This is a genomic window from Flavobacterium pectinovorum (assembly GCF_006438875.1).
Taxonomy (GTDB): Bacteria; Bacteroidota; Bacteroidia; order Flavobacteriales; family Flavobacteriaceae; genus Flavobacterium; species Flavobacterium pectinovorum_A.
In genome coordinates, this window is sequence record NZ_RCZH01000001.1 from 268,491 (window position 1) to 289,218 (window position 20,728).

General features: G+C 35.5%; 12 protein-coding genes. 9 read left to right on the forward strand and 3 right to left on the reverse strand.

Annotation, left to right across the window (positions count from 1 at the left end; genetic code table 11):
• Nucleotides 1–5: 5 nt before the first annotated feature.
• The 9 genes from EAH81_RS01145 (at nucleotide 6) to EAH81_RS01185 (ending at nucleotide 15,031) form a co-directional block, all read left to right on the forward strand.
• The gene (locus tag EAH81_RS01145) at nucleotides 6–1,451 is read left to right on the forward strand and encodes a RagB/SusD family nutrient uptake outer membrane protein (protein ID WP_140502827.1); all 1,446 of its coding nucleotides are present in this window, start codon (nucleotides 6–8) and stop codon (nucleotides 1,449–1,451) included.
• Between the two features lie 15 nt (nucleotides 1,452–1,466).
• Nucleotides 1,467–2,240 carry a DUF4843 domain-containing protein gene (locus EAH81_RS01150; RefSeq protein WP_140502829.1) on the forward strand — a complete coding sequence of 258 codons (774 nt, stop codon included), beginning with the start codon at nucleotides 1,467–1,469 and terminating at the stop codon, nucleotides 2,238–2,240.
• A gap of 36 nt (nucleotides 2,241–2,276) precedes the next feature.
• Complete coding sequence (locus tag EAH81_RS01155; protein WP_140502831.1) at nucleotides 2,277–3,773, forward strand: PKD-like family lipoprotein; 1,497 nt, start codon at nucleotides 2,277–2,279, stop codon at nucleotides 3,771–3,773.
• A gap of 269 nt (nucleotides 3,774–4,042) precedes the next feature.
• Entirely contained in the window at nucleotides 4,043–4,915 is an 873-nt protein-coding gene (locus EAH81_RS01160) for a thioredoxin family protein (RefSeq protein WP_140502833.1), read from the forward strand.
• Nucleotides 4,916–4,921: 6 nt separating this feature from the next.
• Nucleotides 4,922–6,397 carry a retropepsin-like aspartic protease gene (locus tag EAH81_RS01165; RefSeq protein ID WP_140502835.1) on the forward strand — a complete coding sequence of 492 codons (1,476 nt, stop codon included), beginning with the start codon at nucleotides 4,922–4,924 and terminating at the stop codon, nucleotides 6,395–6,397.
• Between the two features lie 26 nt (nucleotides 6,398–6,423).
• A complete protein-coding gene (locus EAH81_RS27790) occupies nucleotides 6,424–7,809 on the forward strand; it encodes a TlpA family protein disulfide reductase (protein WP_241676485.1) in 1,386 nt (461 codons plus the stop codon).
• Nucleotides 7,810–8,440: 631 nt separating this feature from the next.
• Entirely contained in the window at nucleotides 8,441–11,257 is a 2,817-nt protein-coding gene (locus tag EAH81_RS01175) for a M16 family metallopeptidase (protein WP_140502837.1), read from the forward strand.
• 141 nt (nucleotides 11,258–11,398) lie between these two features.
• A complete protein-coding gene (locus tag EAH81_RS01180) occupies nucleotides 11,399–13,453 on the forward strand; it encodes a protein-disulfide reductase DsbD family protein (RefSeq protein WP_140502840.1) in 2,055 nt (684 codons plus the stop codon).
• 642 nt (nucleotides 13,454–14,095) lie between these two features.
• Nucleotides 14,096–15,031, forward strand: a complete 936-nt coding sequence (locus tag EAH81_RS01185) for a Dyp-type peroxidase (RefSeq protein ID WP_140502842.1) — start codon at nucleotides 14,096–14,098, stop codon at nucleotides 15,029–15,031.
• An 840-nt stretch (nucleotides 15,032–15,871) separates the two neighbouring features.
• Here the strand turns inward: EAH81_RS01185 and EAH81_RS01190 are convergent.
• From EAH81_RS01190 to EAH81_RS01200, 3 genes are all read right to left on the reverse strand, one after another.
• Entirely contained in the window at nucleotides 15,872–18,235 is a 2,364-nt protein-coding gene (locus EAH81_RS01190; protein ID WP_140502845.1) for an FdhF/YdeP family oxidoreductase, read from the reverse strand.
• Between the two features lie 53 nt (nucleotides 18,236–18,288).
• A complete protein-coding gene (gene fdhD / locus EAH81_RS01195) occupies nucleotides 18,289–19,164 on the reverse strand; it encodes a formate dehydrogenase accessory sulfurtransferase FdhD (protein ID WP_140502847.1) in 876 nt (291 codons plus the stop codon).
• A 96-nt stretch (nucleotides 19,165–19,260) separates the two neighbouring features.
• A complete protein-coding gene (locus tag EAH81_RS01200) occupies nucleotides 19,261–20,715 on the reverse strand; it encodes an FAD-dependent oxidoreductase (RefSeq protein WP_241676486.1) in 1,455 nt (484 codons plus the stop codon).
• Nucleotides 20,716–20,728: the final 13 nt, after the last annotated feature.

Sequence of the window (20,728 nt, forward strand, 5' to 3'; positions counted from 1 at the left end):
TCAGTATGAAAAAGTACCTATATAAAATCACATTTACTTTTCTTGTATCCCTTACAGCCATTAGCTGCAGCGATTTTTTGGATATTGTGCCGCAAGACAAGATTTTAGAAGACCAAACGTATAGTTCAGAAACGGGAGTTCAAAATGTACATAACGGACTTTATCTTCAATTGGCATCAAATTCTCTTTATGGGAGACAACTGACGATGGATGCAGTGGAGATTTTAGGACAGCAATACAACATGTCAGGATCTCGTCCAGAAGCCAGATTGGCAAGTTATGCTTACGCTGAAAAAACGCCAAAAGAAACTATTTCTGCTATTTGGGAAAAGGCATTTACGACTATTTTATCAGCAAATAAATTCCTGGAAAGTATCGACGAACACTCCGGAGTAATTTCTTCAGAAAAAGCAAATTTGTTAAAAGGAGAAGCGATTGCAATCCGTGCTATGCTTCATTTTGATATGTTGCGCATGTTTGGACCCATTTATAAAATTGCTCCGTCAGATCCTGCAATCCCTTATTATGATGCATTTGTGACGACAAATAATCCGCTATTGCCGGCAAAAGATGTTGTTGCAAAAATCCTGGCAGATTTAGATACCTCTTTAGGTTTATTGGCAAATGATCCTGTGTTGATTGTTGGAAAATACGATACCGCAAAAACTTTTGATGGAAACCCGTATTATGCTTCAAATCGCGGACAAAGAATGAATTATTTGGCCGTAAAATGTCTAAAAGCCCGTGTTCTTTTGTATTCCGGAGATAAAGTTGGTGCATCGAAAACAGCAAATGAAGTGATTGCTTTTACAAAAACAAATTCATTTTTTCTCTGGACACCGTTTTTAGAAGCTACAAATTCTTTTAATCCGGATCGAACTTTCTCTTCAGAAAATTTCTTCTCCTTAAGTGATTATACCTTATATACAAAACAAACCGACTTGTTTGATTCGAGTTTAGCCGATGATAAAATATATGCGCCATTATTAAGCCGATTGAACACTGTTTTTGAATCTAATGATAATGATTACAGAAGTTTACCAAGTTGGAAAATTCCAATTGTGGGAGGGAAAACACAGAAAACCTTTTTTAAATACGAAGATGTAGCCGATAAAACGAAACCTTTTCGTTTACAGATTCCAATGTTTAAACTTTCAGAAATGTATTTGATCGCGGCAGAAACGGCGGAAGTCCCTGCAAATGGCATTGCGTTTCTAAACACGTTTCGTTTTAACAGAGGTTTGTTAGATCTTGGCGCAAAAGCAGTTTTAGCAACAGAAATCACAAAAGAATACAGACGCGAATTTATAGGCGAGGGGCAGTTATTTTTCTATTATAAAAGAATAAATTCTGCAACAATTCCTAATGGTTCAGCGGCATCAGGAAATGTTTCGATGGGACCGCTTCAATATATCGTGCCGTTGCCGGATTCTGAGATTAATTTTCAATAATTTAAAAAAGTAAACATGAAAAAAATATTGATTTTAAGTATTGTTCTTTTGTCTTTTTTAGGATTTACGTCATGTAATCAGGAAGAAATAGAAACATTTAAGGATACAGATAATATCTATTTTTCACCATCGGTATTTCCAATTCCCATAAGTGGTGCAAATGTATTGACAGACAGCGTAGGATTAAGTTTTGGTTTGGAAAACCCTTCGATTATCGAAAAAATATATAAAATTCCAATTCGTGTACAAGGAAAATTAAGTGATATCGACAGAAAAGTAAAACTAACAGTCGATCCGTCAAGTACCGCTGTACAAGGAACACATTTTACACTTCCTGAAAATATTGTAATCCATGCCGGACACGAAGTCGATACGATACAAGTAAAGATCAAAAGAACTGCGGACATGAAAGATAAAAGCATGCTTTTGGTTTTGAACCTGGAAGAAAATGAAGCTTTTACCACAAAGATGAAAACCAGAGTAACCAATGTTTTAACGGGGAAAACAATGAGTTATATAACTTTCAAAATATCATTTGATGATAAATTGACCGTACCTCCGGGATGGTTTTCGGGATTTTTAGGAAATTTTACAGCCAAAAAGTTCTTTTTGATGTGTGATTTAATGCATTTAGAACCCGCAATGTTCAACCAAAAATTGGGAAGTACCGGATTGTCGATCTCAGATATACAATATTATCAAAGCTTTATGAAACGATATCTTACGGACCAAAAAGAACAGGGAAATATAATTTATGAAGAGGACGGAACCGAAATGTTTTTTCCTTGATAATCATTCATTTTTAATCTAAAAAAATATACGACAATGTCAAAATATATAAAAATAGTATTCACGCTTTTAGCAGTACTTCTGTTGACTTGGAGCTGTGCCAGCGACGAAGGAACTTATAATTATAATGATATAAACGAAATTAAAGCAACCGGAATAGAAAAAGAATACACGGCATATACCGGAGACAATTTTACGATTAAGCCAAATCTAAATCCAACAATGGACAACGGAAGCGATCCTGATCGTTACACCTATGAATGGGTTGCAGTAAATCCTGCGAAACTTTCCGGCGAGTCAAAAACAACCATTTCGACCACAAAAAACCTTGATGGTATCTTAAAATTACCGCCTGCAAAATACAACGTATATTATTTTGTAAAAGATAAAGTAACTGGAGTAACCTGGCAGCATGAATCCTTTGTATTAAATGTAGTTTCGTCTATTTATGAAGGCTGGCTTGTAGTAGGAGATGTCAATGGAAAAGCACGTTTAGACATGATTTCCATTATTCCAAATGTCGCAACGCCACGTATTATTACAGATGTTCTGGATGTAACAGGATCAGCCTTAAAGTTATCCGGAAAAGCAGTTAATGTAGCGTGTTTTAATCAGCCGTTTGTAACGCCGCTGATGTACGGAATCTATGTAACAGCCTCAGAAAGCGGAACAGCAAGATTAGATCAGGATTCATTTTCATGGGTTCCCTCTCAAAATATTGCCTACGAAACTGTTGGAGGCGCGCTTCCCAGTAATTTTGGTGTAGATTTTATGCAATCTTCCGGAGCTGGAGAAAATTTTCTTTACAGTAAAGGTGATATCTATTTTTATTTTAGAATTTTTCAGACCAAATACGGCCTTCCTCAAAATAAAGTAGATACAGAAGCTAAAACTTTTTATGCAGCGCCTTTTATTGCAGAAAACAAAGGATCACTAGGAACTCCTGTTTTTTATGACAGAGATGCGCGACGTTTTTTACGTTATAGCACTACAAAAGGAACTTGTTCTGTAATGCCGCCTGTAGTTGGTTCACCAACAGTATTAGATTGGAATAATACCAATTGCGACTTGGTTTTTATGACATCAACAACTTTTAATCAAGGAGAAAATTTTGCTGTATTAAAAAATACTGCTACCGGTAAATATTATTTGCTTCGATTCAATACAGAATTGGCACAAGTTTATTACAAAGAAATCCTGAATGCACCGGATTTTGATAAAACGACAAAGTTTGCCGTAAGTCCTGATTCCGGATATTTGTTTTATGCTGTTGGTGGAAAATTGTATGAATACGATAACGGAATCCAATCGGCTAAGTTGATGTTAGACAAAGGATCTGAGGAAATCACTTTTATAGATTTTAACACCAAAACACCGGAGGCTTTTAAACAAAAACTAATTGTGGGAAGTTATAACGGAACGGTTGGAAAAATGGAATTGTTTACGGTTCCTCCTGTAAATGGGGCTTTAAAATTAAATACAACATACAACGGTTTGTGCAAAATTGTAGATGTTGCCTATCGTTCAAGATAATTAAAAAACATGTGTTGAGTATAAATTGAAAAAAAAATTAACACATAGAAACATAGATTTTATGTTCAAAAAAAGAACGTAAAAAGAAATATATTTCTATCACATAGTTTGCTATGTGCATTTTAATAAGTGAAACGCCTTTTTTTAGAGCGCAAATACTATGTTTCTATGTGTTAAATTAATTACACACAACGAATTAAAAACCTTAAATATTAAAAAAGCCGAATGAATTTTGAACATTCATTAGGCTAATAAAAAAATCACATTTTATGAAACACATTTTTAAAATTGCAAGCGCATTTTTGCTGCTTGCTAGCCCTTTTTTTGCCTTAAACGCACAGACACAATCGACGGAAGAAAGTTGGGAATTGGTTAAAAAACAAGCCGTTGCCGAAAAGAAACTCATTTTTGTAGACCTTTATTTTACAGGTTGCATGCCGTGTGCACAAATGGACAAAGAAGTATTTCCTGATCCTAAAGTTGCCGCTTTGCTTAGTGCTGATTTTGTCACATTCAAATCTGATATTCTAAAAGAAGAAATAGGCAAAAAGTTATGTATGAAATATGGCGTAACAGGATTTCCAACCTTCTTATTTATAAATTCCGATGGGAAAATTATAGATATCGCGGCAGGTTTTCAAACCGTAGATCAATTTACGGCATTGCTTCAAAATGCAAAAGAGGCGGCTAAAAAAGGAAATTTCAAAAAATACAGCCCGGAAGTTCAGGAAAAAGATTATCCGGAGTTTTACCAGCAAGCTTATATGGCAGGAAAAAGAAACGTTTCTTTTGAAGTTGTAGATGCTTACTTAAAATCGCAGTCCTCTTTATTATCAGAAGTTCCTTTTGTGATCATTACAGGATTAAGAATTGGAAGAGAATACGATGATTTTTTCTTTAAAAACATAAAAACACTTTATAAAGACTACGGAAAATCAAGCGTAAACTGTCAGCTATTTCACATTTTGCAGCGCAAGAGAAAAGAGTTTGAAAAAAACGATGATTTAGCCGGATTCAAAAAAGTATTAGATAGCTCCAAAGAATATTACACATCAGATGAATGGACGAGATACGAAGGTATTTTGCTAAAAGATTTTGGCGCAGCAAAAACATCGGATAACCCATATACATTACAAAAATAACCTCAAATGAAAAAAATATTGATGTTATGGATATCCTTTACCGGTTTGTGTGCAAATGCCCAAAAAAGTACCATTCCGCAAGTTATAAAAGCCTTTGAAGAGTCCTTTAAAAACAAAGATTATAACCGTTTAAAAGATCTTCTGGCGTCTGATTTTACGGTTGGCGTTGGCGATTCGTCTTCAAATGAATTTTATCTGACAGGGATTTTTAAAGCCTTTCCGGTTTTGGATTCTTTACAAGTAGGAAAATCTGTCGTCGTTAAAAAGGAAACGAGAGTTGCGGTAGATTTCTGCTTTCATGGAAAAGAAAAAAAAGTATCAGAAATTGTTTTTAATGCAGCAAACGAAATTCTGTACGTCACATTTTTTGACAAATTGTACAGAGTCGACCGAAATGCAGCCGTTCAGAAAGTGGCAAGTATTCCGTTTGAAATGATCGAAAATGCAATCGCCATTAAAATAAAACTAAACAAAGCTGATCGCGAATTTCTAATGCTTTTTGATACCGGAGCTGACGGAATGGCGCTGAATCCGGACAGCGCCTACAAAGCCGGAGTTGTAGTAACAAGTAATAAATCGACATCTGTTGTGGGCGGAAGTCAGCAAGTGCAGTATTCGGCAAACAATACGATTTATATTGGCAATCAGACAATACCAAATCAAGGCTTGGTTATTTTTCCAAAAAGCAGTGTTTACGACGGATTGTTTGGAGCAAATTTACTTCGCAATTATATCACAAAAGTCAACTTTGATACCCATACAATTGACCTTTATAATTTTGGAAATTATGTATATGATGGCAAAGCAAAACCATTTGTTTTTGATTATCAAACAGGTTTACCGGTTGTAAAATTGAGTTTGACTTTTGAAGATAAAAAAACAGTCGAAGGCAATTTTACATTTGATACCGGAGCAGGTTATGATCTGATCGCTTACGGACCTTTCAACCATAAACAAGATTTGCAAAAAAGCCTGAAAACCGAATATACATCAACAAATCACAGTCTGGGAAAGCAAACTCAGATTATTGGCGGAACAATTCCGAATGTTTCGATTAACGGAAATAATTTTTCTGATGTAACAATTGCGTTGCAGGAATATCAGGAAGACAATAAAAATTGGGCTTCCGCCGATGGTTCGCTTGGAATCGATTTGATAAAACGTTTCAATTTTATGATCGATTTATTGCACAAAACAATGTATTTAGAACCCAATAAAAGTTTTAAGAAAATGGGATCTTTTTATCTGTCAGGATTTGAATTAGAATTTGACGAGCAGAATAATTTAATTGTAAAAAGAGTACTAGATTCTGAAAAAGATGCATTAAAAAGCATCAAACCGGGCGCCAAAGTAACACAAATCAATGATTATGAAATTGCCGATTTGCGTAATCCCGAAATTATTAAAAAACTAAAAACCACAAAAGAAACCAGAGATTTTATCATAGAACAGAACGAACAATCTGTTAGGATTTCACTTTAAACAACAATCAAAAAACAAAAAACATTATGAAAAAACACACCATTTATCTTCTTTTAATTGCCATTTTTATCGGGCAATTTAGTTTTGCTTCAGACAATTCTGAGTACGCAATGATTACAGGAAAACTTTCGATAACCGAAGGTAAAGTAAAAGAAATCACCATTCACAATGTTGTAGAAGGACAGCCAGCAGTAGCAGCAACTGCAAAAGTAAATGCGTCAGGCGAATTTGGGTTTATGCTTCCAATCACAACTGCAGGATTTTATTATGTTGATTATGGGCAATTTAAAAACAGAAATCAATTAATTCGTTTGTATTTAGAACCAAAAACAGACTTAAATTTGGTTATCAATAAAGACAATTATGTTTTAAGCGGTAAAAATACAGGTCAGAATGCTTTAGTTCAAAAAGCAAATGAGATCTACAATGAATTTGCTGTTTTTGCAAGACTTGGCGGTAATATAACCTACGTAGATTTTTATCCGTGGCTTAACGGCGGAGTGGCAAAAGCCGATGCATTTAGCAAAACCATCAAAACCAAAGACGCAACATTTAACAAGTTATTAAAATTGGCTGTTGCAACAGATGTTGAAGAATTGACTTATACCTTTTTTAGAATGCCAAGAACGGCATTTCCTGACAAAGACGATCGTCCCGCAGTTATAAAAACATGGCAAACAGACAAAAAGTTCACAGATCCTGATTTATTAAAAGTGGCAAACGGCGTTTCATTAATGTCACATTATTTCTTTTATGTTATCATGAATAGTGGCGATGGCCCAAAACGTCTGGATATGGCAGAAGCAATCACGCACATTACAGATCCAGCCTTAAAAGATGCTTATTTACGTGACGGAATTGCAACATCACGTATGAAAATTGAAGAATATGAAAAAGTAGCACCGCTTCTTAAACCTTATTTAATCTCAGAAAACAGCAAAGCATTTATCTTGGAATATGAAAAAGTACTTCATAAAAATGTAGGGCAAAAAGGATTGGAATTCACATATAATGACGTTGAAGGCAAACCGGTTTCATTCTCTGATTTTAAAGGAAAATACGTGTACGTTGATTTATGGGCAACTTGGTGCGGACCTTGTAAAGCTGAAATTCCACACATGAAAAAAATCGAAGAAGATTATCAGAATAAAAATATTGTATTTGTAAGCCTTTCATTAGACAAGTCAAAAGACAATCAAAAATGGAAAGATTTCGTAAAAAAAGAACAATTAAAAGGGATTCAAATCATGGCAGATAAGGATTTTGAGTCAGATGTTGCCAAGAATTACGACGTTAATGCAATCCCGAGGTTTCTATTATTTGATACCAAGGGAAACATCATCAACTCAGATGCTTTGCGTCCGTCAAATCCGGAGTTAAGAGAACAATTAGATAAATTATTAAAAGTATAAGTAACTTTTTTGGGTAACTATAGACTTATAGGCGACGAAGATTTGCTACAGATGAAAATATGCCACGAAGGCACTAAGACGCGAAGGTTTCTTTTGATTGTCGTTTTATTTCACGCAGATTTAAAAAGATTTAAGCAGATTTAAGGAGATTTTTTAATCTCGCTAAGTTTGTCATTTCGACGAAGGAGAAATCACACGTGGGATTCGACAAAGACATGCCACAAAGGCACTAAGACGCGAAGCTTTCTTTTGATTGTCGTTTTATTTCACGCAGATTTAAAAAGATTTAAGCAGATTTAAGGAAATTTTTTAATCTGGTAAAGTCGGCTCGTTTGTCATTTCGACGAAGGAGAAATCACACTAGAAACTCCGCAATCAAAATCGCCAATCTTTGTCGAATCCCGAGTGTGATTTCTCCTCCGTCGAAATGACAAGATTGCGAAAAAACTTTGCGTCTTAGTGGCTTTGTGGCAAATCTTCATAAGAAATCACAACTTTAAAAGATTAAAAAATCTCCTTAAATCTGCTTAAATCTTTTTAAATCTGCGTTAAAAAAAGATAAAAAAACTTAGCGTCTTAGTGCCTTCGTGGCAAATAGTTACCCACAATAGATAAAAAAAAGAAAAATAATATGTTTTATAAACAAAAGTCTACACTAGTTTTCTTATTTCTAATAGGATTATTTCAGGCAAGTGCTCAAAATTTTAATGCAAATGATCCCATAGCGGTCAATCAAAAGATAAAAAAAGGAGTTTTGCCAAATGGTATGACGTATTATATTTATCCTACAACGGTAAATAAAAATACGGCAAGTTATTACATCATTCAAAATGTAGGTTCAATTCTGGAAAATGACCAACAAAAAGGTTTAGCGCATTTTCTGGAACATATGGCGTTTAACGGAACGAAACATTTTGAAGGAAAAGGCATTTTGAACACGCTGCAGAAGCAAGGAGCCGTTTTTGGCAAAAATATCAACGCGTACACGAGTACGGATGAAACCGTTTATAATCTGGACAATATCCCGTCGCAAGATGGCGGAGTAGTTGATACTTGTTTATTAGTTTTGCACGATTGGTCTAATTTTTTGTCCCTCACAAATGAAGAAATCGATGCTGAACGCGGCGTAATTACGGAGGAATGGCGTACGAGACAAAATGCTTCACAACGCATCTACGATCAACTATCTCCTTATTATTACAACAATTGTCTATACGCATATCGCAAACCAATTGGCGATATGGAAATCGTTAAAAACTTCAAGTATCAGGTTCTAAAGGATTTTTACAAAGACTGGTATCGCCCGGATTTGCAGGCAATTGCAATTGTGGGTGATATTAATGCGAACGAAATCGAAGAAAAAATCAAAAAGCTTTTTGCCGATATTCCAACGCCTGTAAATCCTAAAAAGCGTTTTGAAATTGCAATTCCGGAGAATGATAAAGCAACATTTAAACTGGCATTAGACAAAGAAATTTCTTCTTCCGGTATTCTTTATATGATTCGTCATGCAGCCGAAAAACCAACAACAACTTTTGCTGATTTAGAAAAATCGACACAACGAAGTATCGCATTTTCCTTGATCAATAACAGATTGGCAGAAATGGCGCAAAAAGAAGATTGTCCGTTTAAAGGCGCACAGATTGGATATCAAAATTACAGCCGTTTAAATGATATATTATTCGTGAGCGTTGCACCAAAACCCAACCTGCAACAAGCTGCTTTTACAGCCGTTATGAACGAATGGGTCCGCGCTTCAAAATTTGGTTTCTCAAAAGGAGAAATTGAAAGAGCAGTTGCAGAAGATATTTCGTCTTATGAAAATTACCTTGAAAAGATCAACGAGATTTCACATAAAAGTGTCATCGGAATGGTGAAAGATGATTACTTAAATCAGGAAATAATCAGTGATCCGATTGCTGAATTTGAAATGGAAAAGGTGATTCTGAAAAATTTAGATACAGCAATTCTTCAAAAACAACTTACGGAATTGTATACTGCAAATAATAGAGTTGTTGGCGTTACGGGAGTAGAAAATGAAAATAATCTAAATGAAGAACAAGCTTTAGACATTATAAATAAAGCGGAAAATAACCCAACTTTAAAACCGTATGTAGACACTTTTGTTGCTCAAACTCTTCTGGGAAACACTGTTTGGAAACCCGGAAAAATTGTATCGGAACAAAAGAACAAACAGATCGACGCAACTACTTTTGTATTAAGCAATGGCGTAAAAGTGCATTATAAATTTGCCGATAAAAACAAAAAAGAAGTAGAATTAAAGGCCGAAAGTTTTGGCGGAACTTCATTGTATGATGGTCAAGATATTCCGTCAGCGGCACGTTCTACAAGTCTGGCGATGATGTCCGGAATTGGAGCATTTTCGAATACTGATTTAGAAAAAGTTCTGAAAGGGAAAACAGTAAATAGTTCTGTTTCTATTTTGGCTTTGACCGAAACAGTTTCAGGTTTTGCAAATGTAAAAGATATTGAAACCATGATGCAATTGGTTTATCTGCGCTTCATGAAACCACGATTTGATGCTGATATGTTTGCTTTAATGAAACAAAGATTGCAGAATTCGTTAAAAAACAAAGAAAAAGACATTAGTGCAAAAATGCAGGATAGTTTATCTGTCGCAGTTTACGGGAAAAACAATCCAAGAGTACGCGCGCTGGACCAGCAATATATTGATGAGTTGTCTTTTGATAAAATGAAATCAATTTATGAGAATCGTTTTTCTGATGTGTCAAATTTTGAGTTTTATGTTGTTGGAGATGTAACTCTAGAAGTTTTAAAACCCTTATTAGAAAAGTATATTGCGAGCATAAATGGTATTAAACGAACTGAAAACTTTAAAAGCAATAGTCCTGCATGGGTTTCAAACAAAATTGATAAAGATATTTTTATCAAAATGGAAACGCCAAAAAGTTCGGTTAAAATCTCCTACCAAAAGGATTATGCCTATTCTCAGAAAAACAGAATTATTGCAGCCTTTTTAGGTGATATTCTGACTTTGCGATATACAGAAAGTTTACGCGAAAAAGAAGGCGGAACTTATGGCGCGCAAGTGAAGTGCAGTTTGGATAAATTACCGGTTTCAAAAGCAACTCTTAAGATTGCATTTGATTGTGATGCCAATAAAGTAGAGCATTTATTGCCAATTGTTTATCAGGAAATTGATAAGATCAAAAAAGGAGAAATTGTTATCGAAGATATCGAGAAAACCAGAACAAATTATATAAAATCAAGAAAAGACAGTAAAGATTTTAATAGTTACAGTATGGATCTAATTTCGAATTATTTCAAGAATAATTACAACATGGATGATCCTAAAAACTATGTTGATATTGTAAACGCAATCAGTAAAAAAGATATTCAGGATTTTGCCAATTCTTTCCTGGATAAAGCAGATTCGTTTGAAGTTGTTTTTAAACCATTATTATAATTTTTCAGAAGTTTTTAGAAAAGTTGTTTAATTATATCCCTATAACTAAATATTTTGAATTAGTAAGCGAATAGATTTTTATAGCGGATTTATAGAGGGTTGTTTTTGCTATTCAACCCTCTTTTTTTTAAAATTTTAACCATGAACAAGAACGTAATTTTATTGAGTTTTTTGCTGTTGTTTTCGATAATGGTAAAAGCTCAAATATATAATCCCATCAAGTGGAAAACGAGTGTAGAGAAAATCTCGGACACTGAATATGAATTGCAGATAAAAGCAATTATAGACAATGGCTGGCATTTGTACAGTCAGAATGTTAGCGACGGCGGACCAATTCCAACCCATTTTAATTTCGCTAAAAGTCCCGATTTTCAATTGGTTGGAGAGGTAAAAGAAGAAAAAGGCAAAACAATTCAGGATCCTGTTTTTAAAATGCCAATTAAGTTTTTTGAAAAAGAAACTACTTTTAAGCAACGCATGAAAGTAATTTCATCAAAACCCTTTAAGATCAAAACAGAAGTGGAGTTTATGGTTTGTAATGATGAAAATTGCTTACCGCCAAGTACCGAAGAAATTGAATTTACGGTAAAACCTTCAGCAGAGAAACCAGCAAACAAAATAGCTGAAAAAGCTGTCGAAAAAACACCAATCAATGAAGTTTTGGCAGATTCTTCAATAGTTTCGAAAACAAGCAATACACTTGCAATTAAGGCTGTAGCCAAAGAATCTAAAGAAGTTATAAAAGAAGTAAAGAAACCAATTGAGAATAAAACAAAAAGCTTTCTTGGGATTTTTATACTTGCTTTTCTTTCCGGTTTTGCCGCTTTATTAACGCCTTGTGTTTTCCCGATGATTCCAATGACGGTAAGTTATTTTACGAAACAAAGCAAAACCAAAGCGGCAGGAATTAGAAATGCTTTGATTTATGGATTTTCAATCGTGATTATTTATGTTTTATTGGGCTCGATCGTAACCGCTATTTTTGGTGCTGATTCCCTAAATGCACTTTCTACAAATGTATGGTTCAACATCATTTTCTTTATTTTATTGGTTGTTTTTGCGTGTTCTTTTTTGGGCGCTTTCGAAATAATGTTACCAAATACTCTTGCCAATAAAGTAGATTCACAAGCCGATAAAGGGGGACTTATTGGTATATTTTGTATGGCTTTGGCTTTGGCGATTGTATCCTTTTCGTGTACAGGTCCAATTGTTGGGACTTTATTGGTCGAAGCCGCTTCAAAAGGCGGAATCGCGCCAATTGTTGGAATGTTAGGGTTTTCAATAGCCATTGCGTTGCCGTTTTCTTTGTTTGCTGCTTTTCCGGGTTGGTTAAATGCATTGCCAAAATCCGGCGGATGGCTGAATACGGTGAAAGTGGTTCTTGGTTTTTTAGAATTGGCTTTGGCTTTTAAATTCCTTTCAAATGCTGATCTGGTTTTGCAATTGCATTGGTTACAAAGAGAAGTTTTCCTGACGATTTGGATTGCTATTTTTGGAATTCTGGCACTTTATTTATTCGGAAAAATAACTCTGCCGCACGATTCTCCGTTAAATCATATTTCTGTAGGAAGACTGGCTTTGGGAATATTGGTTTTGAGTTTTACGATTTACCTGATTCCGGGACTTTTTGGCGCGCCTCTTAAATTAATCAGCGGATTTCCACCACCAATGCACTACAGCGAATCGCCGGACGGATTTGGAATTTCTAAAAGTACTGCCGAAATAAAAGCTGTTTTACCGGAAGGAGCCGAATATGGTCCGCAGGATTTAATCACTTTTCATGATTATGACAAAGGAATGGAGTTTGCCAAAAAAGCAGGAAAACCGGTTTTACTGGATTTTACAGGATATGCCTGTGTGAATTGCCGAAAAATGGAAGAACTCGTTTGGTCTGAATCTAAAGTTTTGAGTGTCTTAAAAAACGACCTGATTTTAATATCGCTTTATGTCGATGATAAAAAAGAATTGCCTGAAAATGAGCAATATATATCTAAAGCTACAGGAAAGAAGATCAAAACAATTGGAAACAAATGGAGTGATTTACAAATTAAAACGTACAAAGCAAATGCGCAGCCTTTTTATGCACTTGTCGATCATAACAGCACTAATTTGACAAAACCATCTGCTTATAATCCGGATAGTGACGATTATTATAATTGGTTGAGTAGTGGGATTAGAAATTTTAAAAAGGGGTGAAGAAGCAAGATGTTAGATGCAAGAAGCAAGATTATAGAGTAGAGATGTTTTGTTTAATTCTTACTTCTAACATCTTGCATCTAACATCTTGCTTCTTGCATCTTGCTTCTTGCCTATAAAAATAAAAAAAAGAAAAAAAAGAGGTGCTGAATTAATTATTTAGCACCTCTTTTGGTTGGTTGAAGAAAATATTTGGTTTATTAATGTTTTAAGAATTTAAAATTTCGCTAAAAAGACATCAAATAGTCTTTAAAAAGAAACTGCAAACAGCATTATTTAATTGATAAAAATTTAGTTTCTATTCATTTTTTTGGTTAAAGAAACTAATTCAATGAGTAAAAGTATGAAATTTAAATTACTTTGATTCAGTTGTTTAAAATGTTTTTTGTGATAATGTTAACTTTTTTTGCAATATATGGATTAGTGTGGGAGAATAAGAAAGATTTTAGAAGAAAGATGTTAGGAGGAAGATGTGTTGAGATTCATTATTTGATACTTTTTTAGTTTTAGATTTTTATAAAAAAGTTATGTTGTATTTGATGATAAGTTTTGTTTTTTAGTCGATTTCTATTTGCCGATCGTGCTCTTTTTTTAGAATTTTATCTTTAATTTTGAACTGCAAATAAAATATAAAAACCAAGCATGAGTCAATCACAAAACGTTACCGATTATCCAAATAATAATACCATTTTCATGGTTTGGAAATTTAAAAATGATGATAATATAAAGCCTGTATTTGAAAAACTTTGTGCATTGGTTGGTAATTTGAATAATTCGTACAACATAAGGATTCCTGATGGGCGAACGAGTTGTGTAATGGGAGTTGGACATGATGCCTGGATAAAGCTGGGTTTGCCAACGCCTTTGCCTAAAGAATTATTGACTTTTGAACCTATTGAAGGCGCAAAACATACTGCAATTTCTACCGCTGGCGATCTTCATTTTCATTTAAGAGCCCAAAATTCCGCTATTTGTTTTGATATGGCAATGGCTATTTCTAAGGTTTTGGAATTGGTTGCTGAATGTCTTGAGGAAGTTCATGGTTTCAGATATTGGGATGGTCGTTCTATCATTGGTTTTGTAGACGGTACTGAAAATCCGGTAAGTGATGAAAGACAGCTTTTTGCAGTAGTAGGCGAGGAGGATCCTGCTTATAAAGGTGGAAGTTATCTGTTTGTTCAGAAGTATTTTCACAACATGAAAAACTGGGAAAATTTGTCTACAGAAGATCAGGAAAAAGTAATTGGAAGGTCTAAAATGAATGATATTGAAATGGAAGACGACGTAAAACCTGCAAATTCTCATAGTGCTCTTACTGCTATTACGGATGAAAATGGCAATGATCTGAAAATTGTCAGGGATAATATGGTTTTTGGAAATCCTTCTAAAGGAGAAGTCGGAACATATTTTATTGCTTACGCCAGTACATTCAGCACCACGAAAAAGATGTTGGAAAACATGTTTCTAGGGAATCCTACGGGAAATTATGATCGAATATTGGATTTTAGTACAGCACAAACCGGAACGTTGTTTTTTGTACCAACATTAGATTTATTAGACGATTATTCTGCGGAATAAATTTCGCAAAGGCTGAACTTGTAAGGGTTTTGTCATTTCGACCGAAGGGAGACCCGAGCGATAGCGAACAGACGAAGTAAATCACACTAGAAACTCTACAATCAAGGCTTTTTGTCATTTCGACGGAGGAGAAATCACACTAGAAATTCTACAAAGAAATTCGCCAATCTTTGTCGATCAGCGCGTGTGATTTACTTCGTCTGTTCGCTATCGCTCGGGTCTCCCTTCGTTCGAAATGACAAACTGGGTGCGAAAAATTCCAACTTATATAATTAAATTTCGCCACGAATTCCACAAATTAGCACGAATTCAATTGGTGAAAATTTGTGGAATTCGTGGCAGAAAAAGCCAAAGAAACGCCATAATCTGGTCATCCTACGATACAGGGGAAACTAGAAATTCGCCAATCTTTGTCGATCAGCGCGTGTGATTTACTTCGTCTGTTCGCTATCGCTCGGGTCTCCCTTCGGTCGAAATGACAGACTTGGTGCAAAAAATTCCAACTTATATAATTAAATTTCGCCACGAATTCCACAAATTAGCACGAATTGAATTGGTGAAAATTCGTGAAATTCGTGGCAGAAAAAGCCAAAGAAACGCCATAATTTTATCATCCTATGATGCAGGGCAAACTAGCAACTCGCCAATCTTTGTCGATCAGCGCGTGTGATTTCTCCTCTGTCGAAATGACAAACTGGGTGTAAAAAAAAATTCCAAATTCCAACTTATATAATTAAATTTCGCCACGAATTCCACGAATTCCACGAATTATCAAGAATTGAATTGGTGAAAATTTGTGAAATTTGTGGCAAAAAAAGCCAAAGAAACGCCATAAAAGAATCACAATTGATTAATTCGCTTATAAATATCGCTATCGTGTTTTTTAATTTTAATCTTCACATATTTTGATGCAGGCATATTACTGTCTTTCACCACATTATTAACTGAAACCAGAACGTTTGTTTCGGGAAAATAAGTAACTGTATTTTTCTCCGGTATTTGATAGGAAACAATGATAAACAAAGGTGCAATTCGTTCGATATTGTCATCATAATTAAACAAATCGACTTTATCGCCGACTTTAAAACCTGCTTTCTCAATATCTTTTTGATTCATAAATATTACCCTGCGTTCATTTTTTATACCACGATAGCGATCATCAAGCCCATATATTGTGGTATTAAACTGGTCGTGTGTTCGCATTGTAGCCATCATATATTCGTCAGGAGCGAGTTCATTGTTTGGTACTGAGGTTAAGGTAAACGGTGCACGATCTCCAAATTTTTTAGTGATAAATTGTCCATGTCGGGCGGCATTCGGGAGGTAAAAACCTGCTTTTTCGCGTACCCTTAGATTATAATTTTCAAAACCGGGAATACATTTTTCGATATCATCTCTCACAGCATCATAACTATCGTGATATTTCTGCCAGTTAATTACTGATTTGCTTCCTAATGTTGCCATTGCCATTTTGCAGACAATTTGCGTTTCATTAATAAGATTATCAGATATTGGTTTAAGCATTCCTTTCGAGGATTGTACAACACCCATCGAATTCTCTGTGGTTACAAACTGAATTTCACCATTGACGATATCAAGATCGCTTCGGGATAAAGTGGGTAAAATGAGTGCTTCTTGTCCGTGTATAAGGTGGGTTCGGTTGAGTTTTGTAGATACGCAAACGGTTAAATTAAGTTTTCTTAAGGAACTCGCGACATAGGTTGTATCTGGTGTTGCTGATAAAAAATTTCCTCCCATACAAAAAAGCAATTTTACTTTTTCTTCCTGCATTGCTTTTATGGCACGAACAACATCATAACCGTGACTTCGAGGCGGATTAAAACCATAAAATGCCTGCAGACGATCAAGTTGTTCGTCAGTAGGCTTTTCGTCAATCATCATTGTCCTGTTTCCCTGCACATTACTGTGACCACGAACCGGGCAAACTCCTGCGCCGGGCTTGCCAATACTTCCTTTTAGTAACAGAATATTAAGTATTTCCCGAATCATTTCGACACCGTTGGGCTGTTGCGTGAGTCCCATTCCCCAACAAACGATAATTCGTTTTTTGAACGCTATAATTTCGGCAGCTTCATAAATCGCTTCTTTTGAAACTCCTGAAAGCTGGGCAAGATCATCAAGATTATAAGCATCAAATTGTTTTAGAAAGGCTTCATAACCGGTAGTTTTTTCTTTGATAAAATCATAATCAAAGACTTTTCCGGGGTTTTTGTTTTCGAATTGGAGTAATATAATTTCGAGGGCTTTTAGCAAAGCCATATCGCCATTTATTTTTACCGGCAAGTAAAGATCTGCCAGTTTAACGCCGCTTCTAAGAACTCCGTTGATTTCCTGCGGATTTCGAAATCCCATTAATCCCGCTTCCGGCAAAGGATTGATCGCAATAATTTTTGCACCGTTTTTTTTACCTCTTGATAAGGCACTCATCATTCTGGGCGCATTCGTTCCCGGGTTTTGTCCAATAATTACGATAACATCTGTATCATAAAAATCATCTAATGTCACGGTACCTTTTCCAATTCCTATTGTAGGTCTTAAAGCTGATCCCGATGTTTCATGACACATATTGGAGCAATCCGGCATATTATTAGTGCCAAATTCTTTTGCAAAAAGCTGATACAGAAATGAGGTTTCATTACTGGTTCTTCCTGAAGTATAGAAAGCTGCCTGATCCGGTGATTCTAATGCATTAAGATGTTTGGCTATTTTTTTGAAAGCATCATCCCAACTTATGGGTTGATAATGTCTGCCATTTTTCGGCAGATACATAGGTTCTGTTAATCTTCCCATTTTACCAATTTGATAATCGTTTAATTTGGCAAGATCATAAACGGAGTTTTCTTTAAAAAAATCTGCTGTAACTTTTTTGGTTGTAGCTTCTTCTGCCAATGCTTTAGCGCCGTTTTCGCAGTATTCGCCTAGTGGAGATCTTTCGTCATCAGGATCTGGCCATGCGCAACTTGGACAGTCAAAACCACCCACCTGATTCATCTTGAATAACGCTTTTGTTCCTCTAAGAACTGTTTTTTCTTCGATAAGATCACTAAAAGCGGCTATAACAGCGGGAACTCCTGCAGCTGAGTTTTTAACTTTAGTTAATTTCAGGTCTAAAAGTCTATAAGGATTTTCGGCGTCCGGTAGTTTTTTTGGATCGGTATTTTTATCGTGTTGTTCTTCTTTCATAGCTTTTCTATTTAATTAGCAGGTCAACAGAAGTTTTTGAATAAGGATGATTTTTAATGAGAAATCTCTATTTCTACAGTATCACAAGAATTATAGATATTGAATCGGTCTTCTTTTAGAAATCCCAAAAGTGTCATATTGAATTCTTTGGCTAATTCTACTGCAAGACTTGACGGAGCGCCAATTGCTGTAACAATTGAGATACCTGCCATAGCCGCTTTTTGAATTAGCTCAAAACTGGCTCTTCCGCTTAGAAGCAAAATATGTTCGTTTAACGGTAATAAGTCCGATTTTAAAGCGGCGCCAATTAGTTTATCCAACGCATTATGCCGTCCAACATCTTCTTGTAAAAGCATAAGATTTCCGTCAATCGAAAAAAGACCTGATGCATGAATGCCGCCCGTGGCAGAAAAATCGCTTTGTGCTATTCTTAATTTTTGAGGCAATTGATGTAATATTTCTAAAGAAACATTTAATCGTGGTTTGTCGATGATACTATATGAACTAACGGTTTTTATAGATTCAATAGAACCTTTTCCGCAAACGCCACAACTTGAAGTGGTGTAGAAATTACGGTCTGCCTGCATTAAATGCGGAATAAAATCTTCTTTAAGGGAAACTTGAATACTGTTTTTTTTCTGTGATTTACAGTCCGTTTGTAAATGATATACTTGTTTTACAACATTATAAGACGAAATAATTCCTTCAGTAAATAGAAAACCTACCGCAAGTTCCGGATCATTTCCGGGAGTTCGCATCGTTACAGAAATATTTTTTTGGATTCTTTGATTTTCAGATCCATAGAGGATTTTTATTTCCAAAGGTTCTTCGACAGAAAGAATATCTGTTATTGAGGAACTTTTAAAACCATTGACCTTTTTTATTAGTACTTCCTTAATGGAAACTAATTCCAAATTATTCATTTCCATGTAAGTTGATTATAAAAAGATAAGTAAATTTAAGAAAATAAATGATTGAAAAATATTTCTTACTTCTTATAATTTGGCTTCGAAATGGGGTAAATATTAGGTTTCTTTTCTTTTTAAACAGCGTCCTCTTGGTTCGTTGCCTTCATGAAGTACAATTTCGGAATGTAGAAATTGTGCGGCATCGGCAGAATCTTTCACTTTAGTGGCACTACGCTCCAACATTTCGGATTCAAATTCCGTTAATACACTTTCTCTTATTCCGGCTTTTCTCCATTGAGATGAAGGTCTGCAGTTTTTTGAAATTCCGCGAGCCAGCATAAGCGCATCCAATAAAGCCTGATTTGCACCTTGCCCTTTAAACGGACTCATAGGATGTGCAGCGTCTCCAATTAGGGTTATTGCGCCAGCTTTTTCCAACATTTCCGGTTGAAGTAATTCGCGGTCATAAACAGGATATCCCGAAATTTGAGCTTCGGCAGTAGCCAATAATATTTGCGGAATAGGATCGTGCCATTGTGTTCTAAGACACGCTTCTTTTTTAAGTGCTTTTGTTCCTTTTGCACTTAATGCTTTGGCTTCTTCTTCTGACATTGGAAAACTAAGTTGCCACATCACGGAGTCAGCTGTATAAGGCATAATATAGATTCGTTCATTGCCATTGGCAGTTTGAAAAACCGTAGCAGAATCTAATAAATTATTATCAAGACCGTCCAGCGCTTTTAAAGGGCAAATACCTAAGATTACAATGCACCCAAGATAACGTAAAGGCGTAGAATTCTCGCCTATCAACAAGTTTCTGATTGAACTTCGAATACCATCGGCTCCAACTACAAGATCTGTTTTGATGTTTTTTATCTGACCATCGACTTGAAAATTTAACGTAATGCTTTCACCTTCATTTTTTTTATAATCGACCAATTGATGTCCCCATTGTACGGCATTATGTCCGCCAAGTTGTTCCAGCAGTGCTAATCGCAATGATTGACGTGCGATGTGCATATTGGAACGTTTCGTAGAAGTTTTTTCGTCTGATTGTATCCACTTTCTGATTCCCCATTCTCCAATCACTTTTCCTTCTGTAGTATGTACCAAATGTCTTGTGGAAATTACGCGGTCTTTTAGCGAAAAAATTCCCAAGCCTTCAATTGCTTTACTGGCTTGTTGCAAAGTAAGTCCGTAGCCTTGAGATCGGGCATCAAAACTAGTATCGCGTTCATAAATAGTAAAAGGGATTTTGCGGTGCAAACAGGCTACAGCCAAAGCCACGCCGCCAATTCCGCCACCAATAATAGCAACATGAGGATAGTTTTCGCCATCTGGAACAGGACGAATGGCAGAACGAATTAACCCAGATCCGGAACATTTTGCACAAATGTGTTGATGACCTTTCGGCGGAATTGGAGCGGTTGTTTCACCTTTCGTTTTTTCGAATTGTTCCAACGCCATTTGGTAGCGTTGTCTTGCTTTCTTGGTGATCCCCCGGCTTTTTTTTCCGCGTCCCTGACATTCCTCACAAATAATCCAACTCGTTTCTTTATTTTCTGCTTCCACTTTATTTTGCCTG

Excerpts from the sequence above, each read along its gene's own strand:
- EAH81_RS01190 (WP_140502845.1), bottom strand. The coding sequence starts at position 18,235 with ATGAAAGAAGAACAACACGATAAAAATACCGATCCAAAAAAACTACCG.
- EAH81_RS27790 (WP_241676485.1), top strand. The coding sequence starts at position 6,424 with ATGAAAAAACACACCATTTATCTTCTTTTAATTGCCATTTTTATCGGG.
- EAH81_RS01145 (WP_140502827.1), top strand. The coding sequence starts at position 6 with ATGAAAAAGTACCTATATAAAATCACATTTACTTTTCTTGTATCCCTT.
- EAH81_RS01165 (WP_140502835.1), top strand. The coding sequence starts at position 4,922 with ATGAAAAAAATATTGATGTTATGGATATCCTTTACCGGTTTGTGTGCA.
- EAH81_RS01185 (WP_140502842.1), top strand. The coding sequence starts at position 14,096 with ATGAGTCAATCACAAAACGTTACCGATTATCCAAATAATAATACCATT.
- EAH81_RS01175 (WP_140502837.1), top strand. The coding sequence starts at position 8,441 with ATGTTTTATAAACAAAAGTCTACACTAGTTTTCTTATTTCTAATAGGA.
- EAH81_RS01150 (WP_140502829.1), top strand. The coding sequence starts at position 1,467 with ATGAAAAAAATATTGATTTTAAGTATTGTTCTTTTGTCTTTTTTAGGA.
- EAH81_RS01155 (WP_140502831.1), top strand. The coding sequence starts at position 2,277 with ATGTCAAAATATATAAAAATAGTATTCACGCTTTTAGCAGTACTTCTG.
- EAH81_RS01180 (WP_140502840.1), top strand. The coding sequence starts at position 11,399 with ATGAACAAGAACGTAATTTTATTGAGTTTTTTGCTGTTGTTTTCGATA.
- EAH81_RS01160 (WP_140502833.1), top strand. The coding sequence starts at position 4,043 with ATGAAACACATTTTTAAAATTGCAAGCGCATTTTTGCTGCTTGCTAGC.
- fdhD (WP_140502847.1), bottom strand. The coding sequence starts at position 19,164 with ATGGAAATGAATAATTTGGAATTAGTTTCCATTAAGGAAGTACTAATA.